This window comes from Vagococcus hydrophili, from assembly GCF_011304195.1.
Lineage (GTDB): Bacteria > Bacillota > Bacilli > Lactobacillales > Vagococcaceae > Vagococcus > Vagococcus hydrophili.
The window spans coordinates 1,971,073-1,991,634 of record NZ_CP049887.1 but is presented as its reverse complement, the minus strand read 5'-3'; the positions used below and the strand labels follow the sequence as shown (position 1 = coordinate 1,991,634).

Sequence of the window (20,562 nt, the reverse complement as noted above, 5' to 3'; positions counted from 1 at the left end):
CTCTAGCCAACCTTTCGATAATCAATCGCCAACCCCTTACCACTGGCATGATAAACCCCTTCATATAAAATTTCTTTATCATCTAATAAATGAATAATTTCCTCTTCTTTTTCAATGGTATATTTCAAAGAAAAACCACAGCTTTTTTTTATCTTTTCTGGTGTAGAAATAATTCTAGCTGGAAGCAATGCTTCTTTTAAAAATTTTTCAGCCTCCATGGCATAATGAGTGGAAGAAAACAAAAGAATTCCGTACTCTTTCATTTTAATAACCTCCTAAGGTTTAACTATTTTAACCGCTGATTGCATCATCTCAACAATTCGGTACATGTTAGTCACTTCGCCAACTGCTAATTTTTCAGTTAATTCATAATAATTAAGACAAGCACCACATGAATAAAATGCAACGCCTTGTTCTTTCATTTGTAAGAGATCCTCTAAGCAATCTGAGCCTTCTACCGTTAATTTCACCCCGCTGTTATAACAAATAATTGTTTCAGGCAATTCATCTTGTTCAAGTAGAGAATAAACGAAAGCTTTCATCAAATTAGCGCCCAATTCATCCGACCCACGCCCCATGATATTGGTATCTAACACTACTGTATAACCTAATTTTTCTGGTAACACCGCTACTGTGTTTTCTCCAGAATAAGTAGAGTCTATATTATTTGTAATTTCATCATGACTAATCACAGTAATATAATGAGAATCTGATATTTTCTCAACCTGATAGTTTAATTGTAATTGTTCCGCTAATTTCTTTAAATTTTGTGTCGCAATTTCATTATCCACAATGGTTGTCACTTCTTTATTTTCTTTTAGCGCCTTTTTGGTTTTAATCACAGGTAATGGACATGCCATTCCTTTTGCATCAATTTCAAACATACTTTTTCTCACCTTTCTATTTTACAATTATTTCATTCGTTGTTTTTTCAATAATCTGACCAAAATCTTCTGCGAAAATGCCTTTTTCTTTTAATTCAAAAAGCATTTTAGGCACAACCTCTTCTGGAACACTAACTAAGAGACCACCTGAGGTTTGAGGATCAAATAATAATTCTTCAATCCCAAAATCATCAATTTCAAAAGAGACAAACTCTGATAAATAATTTCGGTTACGTTGTCCACCTGCTGTTAGAATAAATTCTTTCGCACCGTAATAGGCTTCTTCAATAAAAGGAAGTCTTTGACTATCTATTTCAGCTGATAATTCTCCATGAAGCATTTCATGTAAATGACCTAGAAGTCCAAATCCAGTAACATCTGTACAACTATTAATCGGATATTTCTTCATCACATCCATTGCATATTTATTCAAAGTTTGCATATAATTAGTCGCTTGTTCAAAGGATTCTTGAGAAATTTCTCCCACACTAAAACCTGTCGTAATAATCCCCACACCAAGTGGTTTTGTTAAAATCAAATGATCTCCCACTTGACCTGAATTGTTCATTAAAACTTCATCGGGATGGGCCGTTCCAGTAACTGATAAACCATACTTCACTGAATGATCATGAATCGAATGTCCACCAGCTAAGATACCACCAGCTTCTAGAACTTTTTCCGCGCCACCCCTTAAAATTTCTTTTAAAATGAGTAGATTTTTTTCTTCTGGAAATGCCACAATATTAAGGGCTGAAAGAACGGTTCCACCCATTGCATAAACATCACTCAAGGCATTGGCTGCCGCAATTTTTCCAAACAAATATGGATCACTAACCATGGTTGGAAAAAAGTCTAAGGTTTGTATCAAGACTTGTTCATCACTAATTTTGATAACCGCTGCATCATCTGTATTTTCAAAACCAACCAATAATTTATCACTAGTTGCTTTAGGTAAATCTGCTAAAAGATCACCTAAATCACCGGGACCGATTTTAGCATTGCAACCACCACATACGATTAATTGTTCTAAATCTTCCATTTACGTCATCTCCTATTTATCTATTAAAATAACCATACAATGAAAACGAAATCACAATCGTTATATTGTTATTTTAACAGATAAAACAAACAGTTCGAGGATAAAGTTTTAAAAAGAGCTTTATTCTCGAACTTATTTAATGTTATGCGATATTTTTTTTGCTCTTCATGATATAAGTAATTCCTGTATAAATAATGACACAGATAATAATCCAAGTTAAAATATCCATTGGAATGTTTGTCACAACGTTGGCTGCAATAATAACACCGATGATACCACCTATTGTAATACCGATAACAGCTTTACGTGAGTAATCTCCAGTCTTAATAAATTCAGCACTGGCTACTGGCATTAAACCAGCACATGAAGCCATCATAATAGGCATTGCAACAATTGGTTGAAGACCTAATAGATAAACCATTGCCATACATGGCGCATAAAGACCAACACCGATTGTCATTAAAGCACCAAAAATGAAGTTCCCAACAATACCAATAATTAATTTTCCACCCGTTAAGGCTGTCGCTGTATTACCATCACCTAACATGGCAAGCCACCCCATTTGTTTAGCGCCCATAATAAACGCTGTGGCAACTAGAGCAAGTCCAACATAAAATTGTACTTTTTTCTCTGGTAATTTTGTTACTGTTTTCGATCCTACAAAAGACCCGATAATTGCCGCAAATACTAATGATAATAAAGTTAAGGGTGCAACTTTTACAACTTTAATCATAATAAATGCTTCAATCATAACCGGAATTGTATGAGCCACATTTAGAGTTCCTGGTAATTTTTTATCATCATCTAAATACTTCGTCATTTGAAGAAGCATTGTTGTTGGCGCAAAGCTACCAATTCCTAAAACATCTAAAAAGTCCGTCACAAATCCAATCCCGAATGCCACCGGAAGACTTCCTTTACCTAAATTAGCTTTGTTTGCGATTAAATCTTTCACTAAGAAAAATACGTAGTAAAGAAGTAATAATCCTAAAATTCCTAATAAAACTGCTACCATCTTATTACTTCCCTTCTAACCTAGAACAAAACCATCTTTAAGCGGATCTTTGGGATCGATTAAAAATGTATTGAATCCATTAATATTTGCTGAACCTGTGACACGCGGAATGATTGCTTCATAGTCGCCTAATTTAGCTGTTCGAACCACTTCGCCTTTAAATTTAGTACCTAAAATACTTTCGTAAATAAACGTATCACCAACACCCATTTCACCTTTAGCATAAAGTGTGGCAAGTTTCGCACTTGTTCCAGTCCCACACGGAGAACGGTCCACTTGACCATCACCAAAAACAACCACATTTTGATACGTTGCATCAGGACTTGTTGCTGGTCCGTAAATTTCAACTAAATCAACAGTTTGAATATGTGATAAGGTTGGATGTTGTATTTCAATTTGTTCATTCACAGCGTCGCGAATTTTAATTCCCAGTTCTGAAAACTTAGAAGCATTCTCAGGTTTGATTTCTAACCCTAAATCTTTAGCTGGTAGAATCGCGAAGAAACTTCCACCAAATGAAATATCAATCGTTAATTCACCAATTTCTGGAACATTCACTTTGACACCTTTTTTATAAAGGAATGATTCCACGTTTTCAAAAGATACTGATTCAGCATAGTAATCTTCACTTAAATGAACCTCACCATGAACTAATCCAGCTGGCGTATCTTGACAAATTTTAACTTCTCTTTGACCTGGTTCAACATCAACCCAACCAGTTTCAACCGCTGCAGTCATTGCTGCAATCGTGTTGTGACCACACATATTTAAGTAACCACCTGCATCCATAAAGATAATTCCGTAGTCCGCTTCATCGTGAACTGGCTCACAAATAAACGCCCCAAACATTTCGTTGTGTCCACGAGGTTCATGCATCATTGCTGTTCTCAAATAATCTTTTTGTGTTGCTAAATATTCTTTTTTCTCAGCCATTGTTTTCCCTGGAAATTTTGGAATTCCTCCAATTACCAAGCGCGCTGCTTCTCCAGCTGTATGTGTATCAATTGCTGTCATCATTTTTGAAAATTTCACTTTTAAAACGACTCCCCTCAAAAAAGTTATTTTACCTGCTTATCTTTTCGCATTTTTAGTTTAATTGATGCCAGTGCAAGACTTGCATCTCGACTATCTATTGTATTTTCACCAACAACTTCCGTTTCAATGCCTAATTCTGACTTATTAAAATCAAGAACATAGTTAGTAAAGTCATTTTCAACAACAAACTTCGCTTGTTTGCCAATAAATTTTAAACCAATTACGCTTACGTCACGTTTTCCTATTTCTTCTAATGTGTTGGCAAAATCAATATCTGAATTTCCCCAACCATCTGTTGAGACAATTGCTCCGTCACAGCCCATACTTTTAACCCATGTTGCTGTTCTATTCCCCACAAAATGTTTCATCTTATTATCTTGAGGCGTGCCTACAACGACAACACCCAAGAAATTAATATCTGGGTCACATGCTAAACAATCAACTAGTGGATCTCTAAAATGGTGCAGTGTCGTTTCTTTTGTCGAAGGTCCTATTCCCATAGTTGTCCCTCTTTCTTTTTACAAAAACATTAGACCATAGCTCTTATAGCCCCATCACGATATTCATTGGGTGAAATAATGATTGGAACATTGTTCATGTCGATAATAGAAGTCCCACCTGAAAACCCACTAGGTTCATCTGGGAAAACCAAATTATCATACATAGCTCCTTGACCTGCGACTTGTTTCACAAGTACGACTCTAGGTTTACCTTCATTGAATGTTTCAACATAGGTGTGCACCTCAGAAGAAGCACGACCTTCCATCATTTTTAATAATTCTCTTATTTCCCCAATATAATTATCCGTCCACTCAAACATTTTTAAACATAATTCACGAGTAAAACTTACCTCTTGATTCGCTAAAATATCAATATGAATGATATAGTCCGTATCAAGAGGCGTGCCTACTCTGTTTAACTTCAAATTTTCTGATAATATGCCTTCAGATGAACCAAACTCATGCATCTGCTCACCCTGTTCAATGGCACCAGTTAAAACCACGTACACACCAGTTAATGTGTGAGTGATTCCCTCACCAAGTTTCCCCAACACTTTTGTGGAAATCGGAATAATATCCATAATCGTGTTGGTTTCAACTTCGTGATGATTCGGTGCTAATAGCTGAATCGATACTTCTTTAAAATCTGGTTCGCTAAAGTCGTGTGTTGCTTTAATTTGTAAGGCTTTTGGGTCTAATTGAAATCTGTCTCCTGATGTCACCTTTTCCATATGAAAGGCTTTAATCTTTAACTCTTTATTCATCATTCAACCAGCCTTTCTATTTTGACTGTTAAACCCAATTACCTATTAAACGTGAGCGATATACTCATAAGGTAAACTAACAATTTTTCCTGGTGTTTCAATTGCTACTAATTCGTTTAATGTATCTTTTAAGATACCTGTTTGCATTTCAATATTGTGTGGTTCTCCAGCATTAGCTCCCATTGGTACAAGTGGTGCTACGGCTCTTGGTGAACCATTTTGTCGCACTACTGGAGGTAGGGCGGCGATTAAAATTGTAGGAATTCCTGCTTCCTCAATAGCTCTCTGCACGATCACGGCAGTTCTGTGGCAAGTCCCTCAACCAGCTGTTAAGACAACTGCATCAACGTCTTCTTCCACTAATTTTTGAGCAATTTCTGGACCAGTTACGTCATGAAAGGCGTCCTGATCTCCCCCACCACCCATGAAACCAAAGTGAGTTGGGGCTACTTCTTTAATAAATCCTTCTTTAGCAAGTTCATGCAAACGATCGATTGGGAACATACAGTTCACGTCGCGGTTAACGTCAGCATTGTCATACCCACCATGAGAAACCATTAATTCTTCTGTTGTTGCTGAATCTGGTACTTCACGATAAGACGTATCTCCTGCTAAATTAAATCTTTTATCTGTTTTTAAATGTACACCGGCAGCAGTTGCCATGGCTACACGCATCTCTTTTAACTCTTTTTTTACGGGAGTAAAGATAGATTTAGGTGTAATCGGTACATAAATCTCTGATTGTAAACCTTCAAAAACTGTTAAAGTCATGATTTAAATCTCCTCTTTCTTTTCCATCATATTTTTTTGTCTAGCGTTATGCTCAGTTATCGCGTTCACATAATGATCATTCGGTTCTTCGTTTAAAACTTCTGGATATGACATCATAAAACCAACTTCTTGACCGATTTTAATATCATATTCTGAAATTAACATTCTTCTTGGAATTTTGAATTGTCCAAGACGTCCCTTTATATCAATTGTGACACTTGCGTCTGTAATATCTACTAGAATTCCTTCAAACATTCTCTCAGTTGAGACATATTTTAATTGATCTATTCCATCCATTTTCTCACCTACGATTATTAGTCTTTTTCGTAAATCTCTTGGCGTTTTTTACTCTTAGGTAAGATTTGTTCATTGTCAACACGATCAATTTTTTGACCTGTTGTTTTTTCAATGATTTCAAGGTTATTTTCTTTCACATTAGGGTTCCACTTACGTTCAGCTTCTTTGATAGTTCCGCCACCCATTAACGTTTTAAGCATCGCTAAATCACGAATCGCATCTTCCTTACAAAGTGTGTTGTTAGATAAAACTTCATTTTCAATCCCTTGTTTTGATTTATTATTATCAACCATAGCGATCATTTGTTTATTACCAACAACTAAAGCACCTTGAACCGCACTATATGAATCTCCAACAACATGAATACCACGTTTACCAACTTCTTCAATATGAGAAGCAAAGTCAATATGGTTATTACCAAATCCTTCAGTTGTCACAATCGCACCATCAATGCCCATTGCTTCAACCGTCATACCTAAACGTTTTGAAACATAATATTTTTCAGAGTTTGCTTGTGGAGAACCTACAAACATCACACCTACTAAGTCGATTTCTTCATCAGCCATTGCTTCAAGAACAAGTGGTTCACGCCAATAATGACGAGACGTTTCTTTTGAAGCTGGTCCAATACACGTTAACGCATGGATACCACCATCAACCACTTCTGTTGGTGCTAAAATAACTGGTAAGTTACCTAAGTCAACGTTAGGTTTCGCACCTAATGTTCCAACAGGTTCAACTGGCATAATTAAGTTATCATGCATTGCACCTTGTCCCATGATTTCTTTAATAATTAAGACTTTTTTCTTGCCGGGTCGGCGATATTGCGCCACTTCGTCTTTTTTATGAATTAAAGAACTATCAGCCACTTTTAATGCTTCTCTGATTTGTTGTGTCACATAATCAGAGGCTTTATGAGCTGCCAAAGGTCCAGGGCGTTCCATGTTTGCCCCCGCTTTAATCGTTACTTGTGTTTTAATAAAGATTTCACCTTTATCAGGAGCACCTGGTCTTCCCCACATAATATTACGATCTAATTCACCTTCAGATGAACCAAACTCACCAATTTGAACGCCGTTTTCGTCAGTACCAGTTAAGACCATCACAACGCCATCAATCACACGTGTAATTCCGTGACCTAAATCACCTTCAATTTTAGTTGCGATTGGTTGGACATCCATGATTGTTTCACTGTACTCGCCGTAACGATCTGGTGTGATAATATCAATCGTCATACCAAGAACTAACGCTTCTAATTCAGCAGCTTCTTTACCAAGTTCTTCTGGATTTCTTAAAGTTAAGGTTGTTCCTTCGATTTTTGTTTCTTCACCGAAAACAACTTCTTTAATTTCTAAATGTTCTCTTTCAAAAGAACGCATTTTAATCGCTTCTTGAACAACTTCTTGACTAGCAGCTACTGGTGCTGATGTTTCGACTACTGGAGCTACTCCTTCAGCTGGAGCTTGAGTCGTTGCTCCTCCACCAGCTAAAATTAAAGGTAATTCTAAATCAATCCCTTTACCTTCAGCAATATGAATTTTAATCGTTTGATTCCCTGTGATTTGCGGGACAACTGGATTAGCTGTTTGCGCTACTGGTGTGACTGGTTCTGAGACAACTTCAGTTGGTGTTTCGACCACTTCTTCAAGAATTGCACCTTCAACTAAGTCTGGCGTTAAAGCAACTAAAGCATCTGTTGTATTTAATAATTTAGCACCTAAGACTTGACTAATTTTTAAACAATTTTCTGGAATTTCTAGTAAACCTGAATCCTCTAAATCTGGGAAAATCGCTGGATCCTCCAAGTTTGATGGTTCAATAATGATATTTCCTTCCGCACGACAACAAAGTACCGCAGGATCGTTAGCATGTTCTTTTGCAGTTTCTACAGTTATAGACATTCGAAAACTCCTCCTAATTTTTTTAAATAAATTTTTATTTATTATAAGTATTAGCTTGGTAGCTTACGGTATAGCTTATGTCCAACTGCTCTAAGAACATGATCTGTATGATGATACACTGGAACTCCTAACCTAGGAGCGACACCCATGACGGTGTTCGTTCAATCGGAACAAGTTCCGGTTAAGACGACTTCTGCGCCTTCTTTTTTCATTTTCATCACTTTTTCAGCTTGCCCTGGACAGACGCCCGGTTTAGAACATCTGTAGCGGCCATTCACTTCTACCATTCGCTTACACATCTCACTTGCAACAACTTCAGCACCCATGTTTTCAGCTATTTCAGTTAATCTTTCTTCTGAACCACCACACTCACAGATTAAAATACCAATCTTACGGTGTTCTTGAGGATATGGCATAGCAACTAAAATTCCTCCAGTTGTTTTAGTAATTGGAGTAGATTCTTCACCACTATGTCCCGTCATTGGTCCTCCAATAACTATTTCTCCATGTGGTTCAATATAGCCACCTGCTTCATCAATTAAAACTTTAACAGGTAACCCAATTGGAACATTAACAAAAACATGAGACTCATTTTTAACGCGGCCAGAGACAGTTACATCCTTATCAATAAATGGTTTATGATCTTCAATTGCTTCAACAATATGTTTTAGAGTTTCAACATTAGAGACAACTGCCCCTACTTCTATTGGCAATTGACCAGGTTCTAAAACAATATCTAAAATTTCTCGAATAATCATTCGCTCATCTCCAGCCGGGTAAATATCTGGAAGTCTAAATACTTCAATATTCGGTTCATTTTTGGTTGCTTTAAGAAGCTCAATTACTGCTTGGCGATTTTTGTCTTTAATTGCAATGTAGCTTTTTGGTGCTTTTGTTATCTCCATAACGTATTTAATGCCTCGAACAATTGTTTCTGAATGCTCTTTAATTTGTTTTACGTTATGTTTTAACAACGCTTCACATTCAACAGCATTGGCTATGAAACATCCTTCTGGAATCTCAACATTTAATTTAACGTGCGCCGGAAAACCAGCACCACCAGCACCTACAATTCCTGCAGCTTCAATTAACTTAAGTTTGGAATTACTCTCTGTCAATTTTACAAAATCTGTCGATAATTTATCACTTGGAATAATAGCAATCTTTTCTTCAGTCACTTCAGATATTTCACCTGAGACACTGGCATGAATGTTAGCTCCTAAGCCATTAGGTTCTGCAATCAATTGACCACGCTTCACATAGTCACCTTTTTTCACTAAAGAAATACAAGGTGCGCCTACATGTTGTTTCAATGGAATGTCAAATACGGTCATTCTTTTCACCTCCTGTCAATTGTGATAATTTGAGCATTTGAAGGTTAACAAATCTCGTTTGTATAATAACATAGCTTTTTATTTTTGAACAGACTTTTTATAAAATTAGTTAATTTATTCACTATTATATTTTATATAATTATCAACGTTATTAATAAAAGCATAAAATAATAAAGCGCTTTTAAAACTATTTTTCACATATATTAATTAAAAATAACATAACAAATTTTTTTATTTTTTTCTCGTCTAACAAAACATCTGATTGTGTCTCATTTCACAATTCAACGTCGATTATTTATCATTCTTGCTGCCCCTATAGCACCTGTATATTGGGCTAGTGGATGGGTGATAATTTTTTTACCTGTGAAGTTTTCTAAGATATTTTTCATGATAATACTACTAGATAATCCTCCTGAAAAGAATATTAATTCATCTTGTTGAGGCGAAATCTTTAAATATTGTCCATGAATTCGATGGCAAATTGAATGAAGAACACCTAAAGCAATGTTTTCTCTCTCTTCACCTTTAGCAACTAAACTAATCACTTCAGTTTCAGCAAACACTGTACACATGCTATTTATTTTTACTGCCTCACCTGTTGCTACAAATTCGTCTAAACAACTAATATCTTCGCCTAAAATCCGCATTAGTACCTCCACAAAGCGTCCAGTTCCTGCAGCACACTTGTCATTCATATTAAATTCTTCTACTTGTCCAAGTTTGTTTAATTTGATCGTTTTACTGTCTTGTCCACCGATATCAATGATGCTTGTTACCTCTGGATTTAGAAAATTAGCACCCTTTGCGTGACATGTAATTTCTGTGACACATTTATCAGCATCAATCAACTTTCGACCGTAACCTGTTGTTACTAAGAGAGTTTGTTGATTATAATTTAATTTCTCTAAAATATTGTTCATCGCTTTTTTAGGATTTCCAGCGGTTAAAACTAAGGCATGATCAATGATAATATCATCTTCCATCAAAACACCTTTAGTGGTTGTTGAACCGGAATCTAAACCAATTATTCTCACGTGTTAACCTCCAATCATCTCAATAAACGCTTCAACTCTCGTATTGATTTGTTCCACATCCGCATTAGAGTAGTCTGTTTCTAAATAAAGATAAGGAACATTTTTTTCTTTCTGACAGAACTCTTTGATTTTTAACGACTCTACTGAGAATGGGGTACAGAATTGTAATACCATATCTAACACACCATCTACTTGGTATTCATCAATCATTCGGTCTAACATATCAATTCTCGGTTGATTATTAGATAAACAGGCACAACCAATATCTAAATATTTTTCAGCTAGAGCGTCATACACATCTGGATTTTCTTCATCAACTAAACGCTCAATCGGTTTAGCAACTGTACAATTTTCATAAGCCACGATTTCACCACCATTTTCTTCAATAGCTCGGATTACTTTTTCAGTAACGCCTCCGATAGGTGAACCTGTGATTAAAATTCTTGGTTTACGACTTTTTTCTTGTGGTGTTGAATCATATTCTTTCATAATACTGTCTGTCATTTCATCTAAATCACGAATTAATTTAGTTTTATCGAAGGAATAATTAGCCCCATACATCACTTTAAAAATTTCAGAACCTTTGATTGGTAATGGATTTAATTTACCTAATTCATAAAATCTTTTCCGTGCTCTTCTTTCTTCATTTTTAAAGATAATTGCTTCTTTAATGGCTTCTTCTGTTATCTCAACATCAAAGAATGACTCTAATTTTTCTTTATAACGAATCATCTCGGCTTTCCATAAAGCAGAACTTTCTGGACTGTTTCTCATATTTGGTAAGTGCATCAGATAAAGTTCTTTAAAGTCCGTCATGTACTCATACATTTTCTTTTTACCATCACAGGTTGATTCCCCAACAATTAAGTCTGAAAAATAAAAATAGGGACACTTATCTGTTTTACCAAATCCAAAACTTGATTTAATTAAAGGACACAAATTTCTTGGTAACACTTCTTCAGCATCTGGAATCGTTTCATCTGATGTAGAACACAAACTAATTTGAAGTGCTCCTGCTGCCATCGTTAGTTCTTCCGGCATAAACGTACAATACACACCCACAATTGGTTTTCCTTGATCTTTTAACTCTTTCACAGTCAAAAAACCTTGTTGTCTTGCTTCCGCAAAATCATTAAAGATAGTTGGTAACTCAGTTTTCACTTTCATTAAATAACCTCCAATAAGATTGTTTTGTAATTCACAATAAGTATAGAAGTATCGCTTTCATTTTTCAATCTTCTCTCATAGCTCTTTCATTTTAATAATTAGACTCAAATAAAGAAAAAGTGTTTTTTCTCAAAAAAAAAGAGCAAGAAACTCAAATTGAGTATTCTGCTCTTTTTTATTATATTCTTAAAATAACACAGTCGATTAGTATGCTTTTGCCCAATGCATCATGTACTTAGCATCTTCACCATTCCATAAATCTTTGACACCAGTTAAATCAGCATCTTGGTATTCAAAACTTAAACAACGTGATGAAGCACCTGTTTCTTCTTTAATTAAATCTTCGATCTCTTCGCTACCTGACCAAGGAGCAATAACAAAGCCACCATCTTTAATTAATTCAGCAAACTCTTCTTTTGTTTTTGCTACACGTGTTTTAGCATTTTGACGTTCACGTGCTTTTGCTAGCATATTATCGTGAATTTCATCTAATAATGTTTGTAATTTAGTTCCTAAATCAGCATCTAATGCCATTTTAGTTTTTTCTAATGTGTCACGACGAACGACAATAACTTCACCAGCTTCAATATCTTTAGGTCCAATTTCAATACGAATTGGGTAACCTTTCATTTCAGCTTCACTAAATTTCCAACCAGGTTGTTTTTCACTTGCGTCAACCATAACTGTTACTTTGTCTTTTAACTCGTCACGTAATTCGTAAGCTTTGTCCAAGACACCTTCTTTATGTTGAGCAATAGGAATAATTGCTACTTGAGTTGGTGCAATTCTTGGAGGTAAAACAAGTCCACGGTCATCACTATGAACCATGATCATCCCACCGATAGCTCTTGTTGTAATTGCCCAAGATGTTGTATTAACAAATTGTTCCTGCCCATTTTTATCAGCATAAGTGATTTCAAAAGCTTTACCAAAGTTATCGCCTAAGTGATGTGATGTTGTAATCTGTAATGCTTTTCCATCATACATCAACGTTTCATTTGTGTATGTTTTATCTGCTCCAGCAAATTTTTCACTTTCAGATTTCACACCTGATACAACTGGAATAGCTAACATGTTTTCACAAATATCAACATACATATCTAAAATACTTAATGCTTCTTTATCCGCATCTGCGTAATCAGCATGACACGTGTGTCCTTCATGCCAGAAAAATTCAGTCGTTCTTAAGAATGGACGGGTTGTTTTTTCCCAACGAACCACGCTTACCCATTGATTATAAAGAACCGGTAAATCTCTATGTGAGTGAATAATTTTTTTGAAATGCTCACAGAACATCACTTCTGAAGTTGGTCTAACTGCTAGTCTTTCTTGTAATTCAGAATCTCCACCAGCTGTTACCCAAGCTACTTCAGGCGCAAAACCTTCCACATGTTCTGCTTCTTTTAACAGTAAACTCTCAGGAATTAACATTGGCATTAAGACGTTTTGATGTCCAGTTGCTTTTAACTGAGTATCGACTGCATGTTGAATCCCTTCCCATAGTGCAGTTCCTAAGGGGCGAACAATCATACAACCTTTAACACTTGAATAATCACATAATTCAGCTTTCAAACAGACATCTGTATACCACTGTGCAAAGTCGATATCACGACTTGTAATTTGTTTAACGAAACCATCTTTTTTTGCCATTGAAAAATTCCTCCTAATTTTCACTATATAAAAAAACTCCACTTTGAATACAAGGACCATGACTGGCGGTACCACCTTGCTTCAAAGTAGAGTTTACTTTACGACTTATTGGGATTAATAAAGGTATCCAACCTATGTTTATTTGGTAGGTTCAAGGGATTAACAACTAGAATCTTTTCAGCTACCGATTCCTCTCTTGTTGTGTTAAACAATCCTTTACTAGTCCATTCATTTATATTTTAATTTTAATATTACTCTTAATATGATGATTTTGGCGAGAAAGTGTGGGAATCGAACCCACCCAAGAAGCTCTTAACTCCTCATACTGGTTTTGAAGACCAGAGGGAACACCAGAACCCATCCATTCCCAACATATTAAATAACTTGATAACAATGTATCACTAAAAAAATCCTTTGTCAAACGTAATTTTAGTATTTTTTGATTTCACTCTTGTTAATTTATGCACAAAAAAGATAATACATAGGATGAAAGTTTTTGTTGTTTTCATCCTACTTTTAAAAAATTATTTTTTATTTATGTTTTCCAAACTATAACTTTGTTAATTTTTCACATTTATATTTTTGTTATTTAATTCTGAGATACTCGTTTTAAATACCATTTATCCATGGCAGAATGTTCTGATCCTTCTATTGGTTTAGACAGCGATTCAAAATCATATTTTTCATATAACTTACAAGCAGCGTCTAAATCTGAATGCGTTTCCAAATAACAGGCTTCATAATGTTCACTCGCAAATGTTAGTGCTTGATCCATTAATAATCTAGCTAAACCTTTTCCTTGGATTTTTGGTGAAACATATAATTTCTGAAGCTCACAAACGTTATCTTTAAATGGCGCTATTCCTACCCCACCTACAATTTTACTTTCTACCTCAATCACCCAATACATTGCTTTAGGTGTTGAATGATAAAAATAAGTTAAATCATTTAGCTCAGGATCATAGTATGCTGTTCCTGGTTTATCAAATCCAAGCTCTTTTAAAGAGGATTGAATTAATTCTTTAACACCTAGATTGTCTTTTTTTGTTATCTCTCTTATTTCCATGTTTACCTCCTATGAAAACGTTATTAAAAATTATGATATGTGTTTTTTTATTAAACATATATTGATTTTAAATAAATAATTTAATGATGATTCATTGTAAATATTGTATCATTACCTAAATTTTCTGACAATTTTAATAGACTAAAATCATCAATCTTCATGTGAATCCCATGAAAATACCTGATTCTTCACTCTTTTTATAATTTGAAAGTGTTATACTTATCATATTGATTAATTAAATTAAAGGAGTGGAACGTTACATGAAAGATTTTATTACAGATTCACATCAAGAACAAGCCATCAAAGCCCTTCAACGTGTTGTTTCTAAACCATCATTTCTACAAGATGCAGTAGATGGGGCACCTTTTGGTCAAGATATTCTTGATTGTTTAAAAGACACTTTAGAACTATTCAAAGAAGAGGGTTACGCAACTTTTATTGACCCTGACGGTTACTATGGTTACGCTGAAATCGGTGAAGGATCTGAAATTTTTGGTATTCTTTGCCATTTAGACGTGGTACCTCAAGGGGATGAAACCTTATGGAACACACCAGCTTTTGAAGCAACAATTGTTGATAATGCTCTTGTTGGTCGTGGGGTTCAAGATGATAAAGGACCTACTATTGCAGCTCTTTTTGCTGTTAAAGCCCTTCTTGAAAATGGAGTCGCACTAAATAAAAAAATTCGTTTCATCTTTGGAACAGATGAAGAAAACTTATGGCGTTGTATGGATCAATACCATAAAAAAGAACAAGGTGTAGCAATGGGGATTGCACCAGACGCTAACTTCCCTGTTATTTATGCTGAAAAAGGATTACTACAAGTATTCTTAACTGGTAAAGGTTCTAATGATTTTACCTTCACTGGTGGTTCAGCTTTAAACGTTGTGGCAGATACAGCTGTCTATTCTGGTAGCAAAGTTGCAGAGGTCACTGCTGAATTAGATAAACTTGGCTTTAACTATCTAATGAAAGACGGAGATGTTCACGTTAAAGGAAAATCAATCCATTCAAAAGACGCACCTGATGGCATTAATGCCAATACTCGTTTAGCTCAAGCGCTTGTTTCTGTGTATAATCACACTGCACTTGATTTCTTAGGAAAATTAATTAAAGAAGACGCAAAAGGAATTAGCGTTCTTGGTGAAATTAAGGACGAAGCTTCTGGTAACTTGACCTTTAATGCTGCGACTGTTGAAATCAATGAAAATGAAACTAAAATCGGGATTGATATTCGTATTCCGGTTACCTTTGAAAAAGAAATAGTGACTACTAAATTAGCAGAAGTAGCCAAAGAATATGAACTGACTTACCATGAACATGACTTTTTAGCGTCACTTTATGTACCAGTTGATTCTGAATTAGTCACTACTTTACTTGGTGCTTACCGAGATAAAACTGGTGACATGCGTCCACCTCAAATTTCTGGTGGGGCGACATTTGCTCGTACCATGGACAATTGTGTAGCCTTTGGGGCAATGTTTGAAAATACGAAAGATACGATGCATCAACCAAACGAAACTTGGCAGTTAGACGAAATGCGTCAAACAATGGAGATTTACGCTGAAGCCATTTATCGTTTGTGTGCTAACTAAAAAAGAAGAGGTTGTGATGGAAGCTAAATGCCTCTATCACAACCTTTTATTATTTCTCTAGAATTTCTTTGACTACTTTTATTTTGTAATCTTGAGATAGTTTTTTCATTTCTTCTTGTTGTTCTTTTTCTGTCATTTTAGGGTTCTTAGTAAGTTCTTTTTTAAGTTCTTCTCCTACCCAAATTTGACCCTCTTGTTTCATTTTTGCTTCATTCTTAGTTAATTCTTCCCCTAGTTTTTTAGTTTCATCCACACTAAGTTCTAACCATTTTTTGGGAAGATAGAAGGTATTTTCTTCTTGAACTAAATAAGTTGGCTCTTTTTCAACACTAAAAAATAGTTTTAGAAAATCAGATTGATAGACCCATTCTGTTTGTTTTGTTACTAATTTTTCTTGTGATTGATTAGTTAATACTTGATTACTCACTTTTTCTTGTCCCGTTTTTAAAAGTTCTTTCTCTTTTTTATCTGTATGGTATAGGTATATTTTTTCTTTGCCATTACCTAAGGGTTGGTAAAATAAGATATCCATTGGCATTTCTTCTGAACTTGATTTTAAAGAGACTTCTTTCGTCGTTGTTACTTTCTTCATACCTAAATGTTGATATTGATTTAAGACAACTAAACAGATACTGCCGCTAAAGATTACACCTACTAGAAAAGTCAAAAAGACACGTTTTTTTCCTTTGCAGAAAATATTAACCACAGGTAACAAGAAGGCACTTAACACTAATAAGAATAGTAAAATCATTTAGTTATCTCCTTTTTCTAACGTTAATTTTTGGGGTTTATTTTTAAGGAGAAAAGCAATTCCAAAACCTAGTAAACTAAATAAAATTGCCACATAAAAGGCAGCATGATAACCGCTTAAGGTAGCATGAACTGCTTCTTCTTTAAATGCTAGTGGTGTTTCTTTTAAGACTGTTTCACTCGGCATATTACTTTTTGTGACATTACTTAAGACACTAATTAAAATCGCTGTTCCAATTGAGCTGGCTACTTGTCTAAAGGTATTATTGACGGCTGAACCATGAGTAATTAATTCATTAGGTAAAGCATTCATTCCTGAGGTTGTGACTGGCATCATCACCATAGAAATCCCAAACATACGAATCGCATATAGGACCATAATTAATGGAACCGGTGTTGTTTCTGTTAAGAAAGCAAAAGGAATCGTTGCAGCTGTTAAAATAAACATCCCTGTCGTTGCTAACTTTTTAGCCCCTTTACGGTCAAAGATTGCGCCTGTAATTGGCATCATAATCCCCATAACAACAGCACCTGGAAGTAGCATCAAACCTGAATGAAACGCAGATTCTCCTCGAATATTTTGAATATATAATGGCACAACCATCTCAGCGCCAATTAAAGCCATATTCGTTACTCCCGATAAAACGGCTGCAATCGCAAAGTCTTTGGATTGAAAGACGCGGATATTTAAGAATGGTTCTTCTAATTTTAATTGTCTTAAAGCAAATAAAACAATAAATAGAATACCAATACTAATGGTTAGTAAAACTTCCAAACTCGCCCAACCTTTGTTACCAACAGATGAAAAACCATACAATAAACTACCAAATCCAATAGATGACATGATAATCGATAAAATATCAATTTTGGGATTAGATAAAGGAATTACTGTTCTCATATAGAAAAAGGCTAGAATAATTACTAAAATGATAATCGGTATCACCATTCCAAATAAATCTCTCCATGAATAATGATCGATAATCCAACCTGATAACGTTGGTCCTAAGGCTGGGGCTAGTCCGATAACAATCCCCGCCATTCCCATTGCTGCCCCACGTCTTTCAGGTGGGAAAATTGTTAACATGATGGTTTGTAGAAGTGGCATTGATAAACCAACGCCACACGCTTGAACTAAACGACCAATGAGTAACATGGAAAACGTTGGTGCTGTGTAACAGATAATTGTTCCGGCTAAGAAAACAATCATCGAAAATAAATAAAGATTTCTTGAACTAAATTTATTAATTAACCAGGCACTAATCGGAATCATAATCCCGTTAACAAGTAAAAATCCTGTTGTTAACCACTGAACATCTGAAGCTGTGATGTCAAAAGATTTCATTAATGCTGGAAAGGCTGTTGTTAGTAGTGTTTGATTTAAGACTGTACAAAATGTTCCAATTAATAATACCCCAACTAGAACGGTCCGATTATACTCTTTCCCTTCAATATCTACTGCTTTATTTTTATTCATATATTCTCCCCTTTTGCTGTATAATCATTTATAACATAGAATACTTTATTCCTAATCTAATTCTTTGTCAAGTAAGTTGACACGATAGTAAATAAAGTTACAATGATAATATACGAAAAGAAAGAGGGAGCTATCTTGAATGCATCCATTAAATATCTTTTAGAAAATGATACATTATTAGTTGGCATAAGTGAGTTAAGTAAAATGAGTGGTGTTTCACCTAGACAATTGCGTTATTGGGAAGAGAAAGGATTTATTGAGTCCATTTCAAAAGATGATAAGTCTGCACGACAGTACCGATTACCTGTTGTTTTAAAGGTTGAAATTATTAAAGGTTACTTAGATGAAGGTTATACTTTGAGTAAAGCTGTTGAAAAATCTAATCAAAAAATAAAAAACATGCTTCATATTCGTCAATTTTTCAGACGTGCTTTTAAAGATATCGAAGTCATTGATGACCAGTTTATCAATCTTTCATTTGGAGATTTTGAACCCAATAATGAAGAACTTTACATTTCTTATGACATTGAAGAAGATAAATTAACCTATAAAACATCGATTGATGATAAAAAATAAAAAAAGGAAGAAGCTGTCACTCGAATCAGCTTCTTCCTTACTTTTTTAATTTCCTCCAGTTGCTTGGAGTTAGGCGGCTTTTTCATCACGCTATGTAGTCCGGATTCAAAAGGCAGCTCCTGCGGCAACTTCGCAAATACTAATCAATCCGAAAAGCGTGGATTGTTTAGTATTCACTCCAGTTGCTTGGAGCTAAACGCCTTTTTCATCACGCTATTCTTCAAAGGATTGGTAATTTTGTAGGTATTTTTCTCGGAATTCTTTTGGGGTTAAGCCGTTTAATTTGCGGAACATTTTAAAGAAATAGGTTGGGTTGTTATAACCTATATCGTAGCCGACTTCGTTAATTGGTTTACTTGAATTTAGTAGTAAATACTGTCCTTTTTTAATTCGTGTTTGGTTTAAAAATTGGGAGAAACTGCGTTCTGTTTCTTTTTTAAATAGTTGACCTAAATAAACTGGATTGATGTGGAGTACCTCTGCTACTGATTTTAGAGATAGATCTTTTTGATAATCTGTGGATATAATGTGAATAGCTGATTTCACTAAATCAGAATATCGTTTACTAACTGCTGGATTATCATAAATCGAATCTAGTATTTGGTCTAGCCATTGTTTTAGTTCTTTCATACTTGAACTATGATGAATTTTTTTTAGTGTATCATCATAAATTTCTTTATCTAAAGAAGGAAATTGACGATAAATATCCGTGAATAACAAAAATGTCACGTGACGAACATTCTCTGGTGTATAACGAAATTCTGCCATCTGTTGGTAGATACCATGTAGCTCATCTTTAATCGTCGCCATATCCCCAATCATCAACGCCTTATTGAAAGAGAGAAAATGTAATTTTTCCACTTCTTCTTCTGTATCGGTTAAGGATACTACCATTTGTGAGGCTTCTTTATCTCCGTAAAACTCTTGGAATAGTAATAATTTTTTTGATTTCTCAAAACTTTCATAAACATTTTCCCACTCTGTGACAGATTCTCCTAAAATAATCTTGAAGGTTTGACCTCTAAGCTCTTCTTCAATTCCTTTAACAAACAAATTTAACTCATTACGCATTCCTTGATAAATTATCACCGTTTGATAAGTTGATAAGTTTTCTGTTTGAACCATAAAGGGTTGTTGCTGGGATTTAACATATTCAGACAAGTCCACTGGATTATTGGCTTGATTAACAATAATCACAGAATATGACGGGTTTAAATGAATTTTAAGCTCTTTGATAAAGTTTAAAAATTCGTCTTCATTTAATTCATCATTTAGCCATCTTTGAACCATCGTATCGTAATAAAGTTCTTTTTGGGTTCCCATTCTAGCATCTTGAATTAAATCATCTCTGATTTGAATAACTTTCTGCTCCAACTCATCTTTATTGACGGGTTTGACCAAATAACCTTTAACACCTAACTCTAAGCCTTGTTTCACATAACTAAACTCTTGATAACCAGATAAAATAATAATCGAAAGATCTGGTTTAAACTTTCTGATTTCTCTTACTAATTCAATCCCTGTCATTTTAGGCATGGTCACATCTGTAATCAGCAAATCAATGTCATTCTCTTTGAGATAATCCAGTGCTTCTTGCCCTCGTTTAGCTGTTTTAACTACTTCAAATCCTAATTCATTCCATGGAATAATTTGTTTTAACCCTTCTAAAATCATATATTCATCATCTACCAACATGGCTTTATACATAAG

Annotated in this window: 21 protein-coding genes and 1 tRNA gene; 2 read left to right on the top strand and 20 right to left on the bottom strand. The window is 34.9% G+C overall.

Annotated features, from left to right (window positions below; translation table 11 throughout):
* Window positions 1-2 precede the first annotated feature (2 nt).
* The 17 genes from G7082_RS09840 to G7082_RS09765 form a co-directional block, all read right to left on the bottom strand.
* Complete coding sequence (locus tag G7082_RS09840) at window positions 3-263, bottom strand: putative Se/S carrier protein (RefSeq protein WP_166034917.1); 261 nt, start codon at window positions 261-263, stop codon at window positions 3-5.
* Window positions 264-275: 12 nt separating this feature from the next.
* Window positions 276-884 (bottom strand): sulfurtransferase-like selenium metabolism protein YedF, encoded by a 609-nt coding sequence (yedF, locus tag G7082_RS09835; protein WP_166034916.1) that lies wholly within the window; start codon window positions 882-884, stop codon window positions 276-278.
* Window positions 885-900: 16 nt separating this feature from the next.
* Window positions 901-1,923, bottom strand: coding sequence for a selenide, water dikinase SelD (selD, locus tag G7082_RS09830; RefSeq protein ID WP_166034915.1), 1,023 nt, complete (start codon window positions 1,921-1,923; stop codon window positions 901-903).
* Between the two features lie 142 nt (window positions 1,924-2,065).
* A complete protein-coding gene (locus G7082_RS09825) occupies window positions 2,066-2,938 on the bottom strand; it encodes a sulfite exporter TauE/SafE family protein (RefSeq protein WP_166034914.1) in 873 nt (290 codons plus the stop codon).
* 15 nt (window positions 2,939-2,953) lie between these two features.
* Complete coding sequence (locus tag G7082_RS09820; protein WP_166034913.1) at window positions 2,954-3,970, bottom strand: proline racemase family protein; 1,017 nt, start codon at window positions 3,968-3,970, stop codon at window positions 2,954-2,956.
* A gap of 26 nt (window positions 3,971-3,996) precedes the next feature.
* Entirely contained in the window at window positions 3,997-4,473 is a 477-nt protein-coding gene (locus tag G7082_RS09815; protein ID WP_166034912.1) for a glycine/sarcosine/betaine reductase component B subunit, read from the bottom strand.
* 29 nt (window positions 4,474-4,502) lie between these two features.
* Window positions 4,503-5,237, bottom strand: coding sequence for a proline reductase cluster protein PrdD (gene prdD / locus G7082_RS09810; RefSeq protein ID WP_238842641.1), 735 nt, complete (start codon window positions 5,235-5,237; stop codon window positions 4,503-4,505).
* Window positions 5,238-5,282: 45 nt separating this feature from the next.
* Window positions 5,283-5,528, bottom strand: a complete 246-nt coding sequence (locus G7082_RS15260; RefSeq protein WP_202983094.1) for a hypothetical protein — start codon at window positions 5,526-5,528, stop codon at window positions 5,283-5,285.
* Window positions 5,529-5,555: 27 nt separating this feature from the next.
* Entirely contained in the window at window positions 5,556-6,008 is a 453-nt protein-coding gene (locus G7082_RS15255; protein ID WP_202983093.1) for a glycine/sarcosine/betaine reductase selenoprotein B family protein, read from the bottom strand.
* A 3-nt stretch (window positions 6,009-6,011) separates the two neighbouring features.
* Entirely contained in the window at window positions 6,012-6,305 is a 294-nt protein-coding gene (locus G7082_RS09800) for a CBO2463/CBO2479 domain-containing protein (protein WP_166034909.1), read from the bottom strand.
* 17 nt (window positions 6,306-6,322) lie between these two features.
* Window positions 6,323-8,206, bottom strand: a complete 1,884-nt coding sequence (gene prdA, locus G7082_RS09795) for a D-proline reductase (dithiol) proprotein PrdA (protein ID WP_166034908.1) — start codon at window positions 8,204-8,206, stop codon at window positions 6,323-6,325.
* A gap of 50 nt (window positions 8,207-8,256) precedes the next feature.
* Complete coding sequence (gene prdC, locus G7082_RS09790) at window positions 8,257-9,540, bottom strand: proline reductase-associated electron transfer protein PrdC (RefSeq protein ID WP_275115390.1); 1,284 nt, start codon at window positions 9,538-9,540, stop codon at window positions 8,257-8,259.
* A 281-nt stretch (window positions 9,541-9,821) separates the two neighbouring features.
* Window positions 9,822-10,574 (bottom strand): acyl-CoA dehydratase activase, encoded by a 753-nt coding sequence (locus tag G7082_RS09785; RefSeq protein ID WP_166034906.1) that lies wholly within the window; start codon window positions 10,572-10,574, stop codon window positions 9,822-9,824.
* A 3-nt stretch (window positions 10,575-10,577) separates the two neighbouring features.
* Window positions 10,578-11,741 carry a double-cubane-cluster-containing anaerobic reductase gene (locus tag G7082_RS09780; protein WP_166034905.1) on the bottom strand — a complete coding sequence of 388 codons (1,164 nt, stop codon included), beginning with the start codon at window positions 11,739-11,741 and terminating at the stop codon, window positions 10,578-10,580.
* Between the two features lie 204 nt (window positions 11,742-11,945).
* Window positions 11,946-13,391: a proline--tRNA ligase gene (gene proS, locus G7082_RS09775; protein ID WP_166034904.1), complete on the bottom strand. Its 1,446-nt coding sequence runs from the start codon at window positions 13,389-13,391 to the stop codon at window positions 11,946-11,948.
* 272 nt (window positions 13,392-13,663) lie between these two features.
* Window positions 13,664-13,760, bottom strand: a tRNA-Sec gene (locus G7082_RS09770).
* A 220-nt stretch (window positions 13,761-13,980) separates the two neighbouring features.
* The gene (locus G7082_RS09765; protein WP_166034903.1) at window positions 13,981-14,457 is read right to left on the bottom strand and encodes a GNAT family N-acetyltransferase; all 477 of its coding nucleotides are present in this window, start codon (window positions 14,455-14,457) and stop codon (window positions 13,981-13,983) included.
* A 260-nt stretch (window positions 14,458-14,717) separates the two neighbouring features.
* On the opposite strand from G7082_RS09765, the gene G7082_RS09760 reads away from it, so the two are divergent.
* The gene (locus G7082_RS09760; protein ID WP_166034902.1) at window positions 14,718-16,052 is read left to right on the top strand and encodes a M20 family metallopeptidase; all 1,335 of its coding nucleotides are present in this window, start codon (window positions 14,718-14,720) and stop codon (window positions 16,050-16,052) included.
* Window positions 16,053-16,101: 49 nt separating this feature from the next.
* Here G7082_RS09760 and G7082_RS09755 read toward each other — a convergent pair whose 3' ends face one another.
* Complete coding sequence (locus tag G7082_RS09755; RefSeq protein ID WP_166034901.1) at window positions 16,102-16,803, bottom strand: DUF4811 domain-containing protein; 702 nt, start codon at window positions 16,801-16,803, stop codon at window positions 16,102-16,104.
* Window positions 16,804-18,276, bottom strand: a complete 1,473-nt coding sequence (locus G7082_RS09750) for an MDR family MFS transporter (protein WP_166034900.1) — start codon at window positions 18,274-18,276, stop codon at window positions 16,804-16,806. It abuts the gene before it with no gap.
* 132 nt (window positions 18,277-18,408) lie between these two features.
* On the opposite strand from G7082_RS09750, the gene G7082_RS09745 reads away from it, so the two are divergent.
* Window positions 18,409-18,852 carry a MerR family transcriptional regulator gene (locus G7082_RS09745; RefSeq protein ID WP_166036061.1) on the top strand — a complete coding sequence of 148 codons (444 nt, stop codon included), beginning with the start codon at window positions 18,409-18,411 and terminating at the stop codon, window positions 18,850-18,852.
* A 213-nt stretch (window positions 18,853-19,065) separates the two neighbouring features.
* Here the strand turns inward: G7082_RS09745 and G7082_RS09740 are convergent, their stop codons facing one another.
* Window positions 19,066-20,559, bottom strand: coding sequence for a response regulator transcription factor (locus G7082_RS09740; protein ID WP_166034899.1), 1,494 nt, complete (start codon window positions 20,557-20,559; stop codon window positions 19,066-19,068).
* Window positions 20,560-20,562 lie beyond the last annotated feature (3 nt).

Bases quoted from the DNA above. Each gene is read 5' to 3' on its own strand.
- G7082_RS09840 (WP_166034917.1), bottom strand. From the start codon at position 263: ATGAAAGAGTACGGAATTCTTTTGTTTTCTTCCACTCATTATGCCATG.
- yedF (WP_166034916.1), bottom strand. From the start codon at position 884: ATGTTTGAAATTGATGCAAAAGGAATGGCATGTCCATTACCTGTGATT.
- selD (WP_166034915.1), bottom strand. From the start codon at position 1,923: ATGGAAGATTTAGAACAATTAATCGTATGTGGTGGTTGCAATGCTAAA.
- G7082_RS09825 (WP_166034914.1), bottom strand. From the start codon at position 2,938: ATGGTAGCAGTTTTATTAGGAATTTTAGGATTATTACTTCTTTACTAC.
- G7082_RS09815 (WP_166034912.1), bottom strand. From the start codon at position 4,473: ATGGGAATAGGACCTTCGACAAAAGAAACGACACTGCACCATTTTAGA.
- prdD (WP_238842641.1), bottom strand. From the start codon at position 5,237: ATGAATAAAGAGTTAAAGATTAAAGCCTTTCATATGGAAAAGGTGACA.
- G7082_RS15255 (WP_202983093.1), bottom strand. From the start codon at position 6,008: ATGACTTTAACAGTTTTTGAAGGTTTACAATCAGAGATTTATGTACCG.
- G7082_RS09800 (WP_166034909.1), bottom strand. From the start codon at position 6,305: ATGGATGGAATAGATCAATTAAAATATGTCTCAACTGAGAGAATGTTT.
- prdA (WP_166034908.1), bottom strand. From the start codon at position 8,206: ATGTCTATAACTGTAGAAACTGCAAAAGAACATGCTAACGATCCTGCG.
- G7082_RS09780 (WP_166034905.1), bottom strand. From the start codon at position 11,741: ATGAAAGTGAAAACTGAGTTACCAACTATCTTTAATGATTTTGCGGAA.
- proS (WP_166034904.1), bottom strand. From the start codon at position 13,391: ATGGCAAAAAAAGATGGTTTCGTTAAACAAATTACAAGTCGTGATATC.
- G7082_RS09765 (WP_166034903.1), bottom strand. From the start codon at position 14,457: ATGGAAATAAGAGAGATAACAAAAAAAGACAATCTAGGTGTTAAAGAA.
- G7082_RS09760 (WP_166034902.1), top strand. From the start codon at position 14,718: ATGAAAGATTTTATTACAGATTCACATCAAGAACAAGCCATCAAAGCC.
- G7082_RS09755 (WP_166034901.1), bottom strand. From the start codon at position 16,803: ATGATTTTACTATTCTTATTAGTGTTAAGTGCCTTCTTGTTACCTGTG.
- G7082_RS09750 (WP_166034900.1), bottom strand. From the start codon at position 18,276: ATGAATAAAAATAAAGCAGTAGATATTGAAGGGAAAGAGTATAATCGG.
- G7082_RS09740 (WP_166034899.1), bottom strand. From the start codon at position 20,559: ATGTATAAAGCCATGTTGGTAGATGATGAATATATGATTTTAGAAGGG.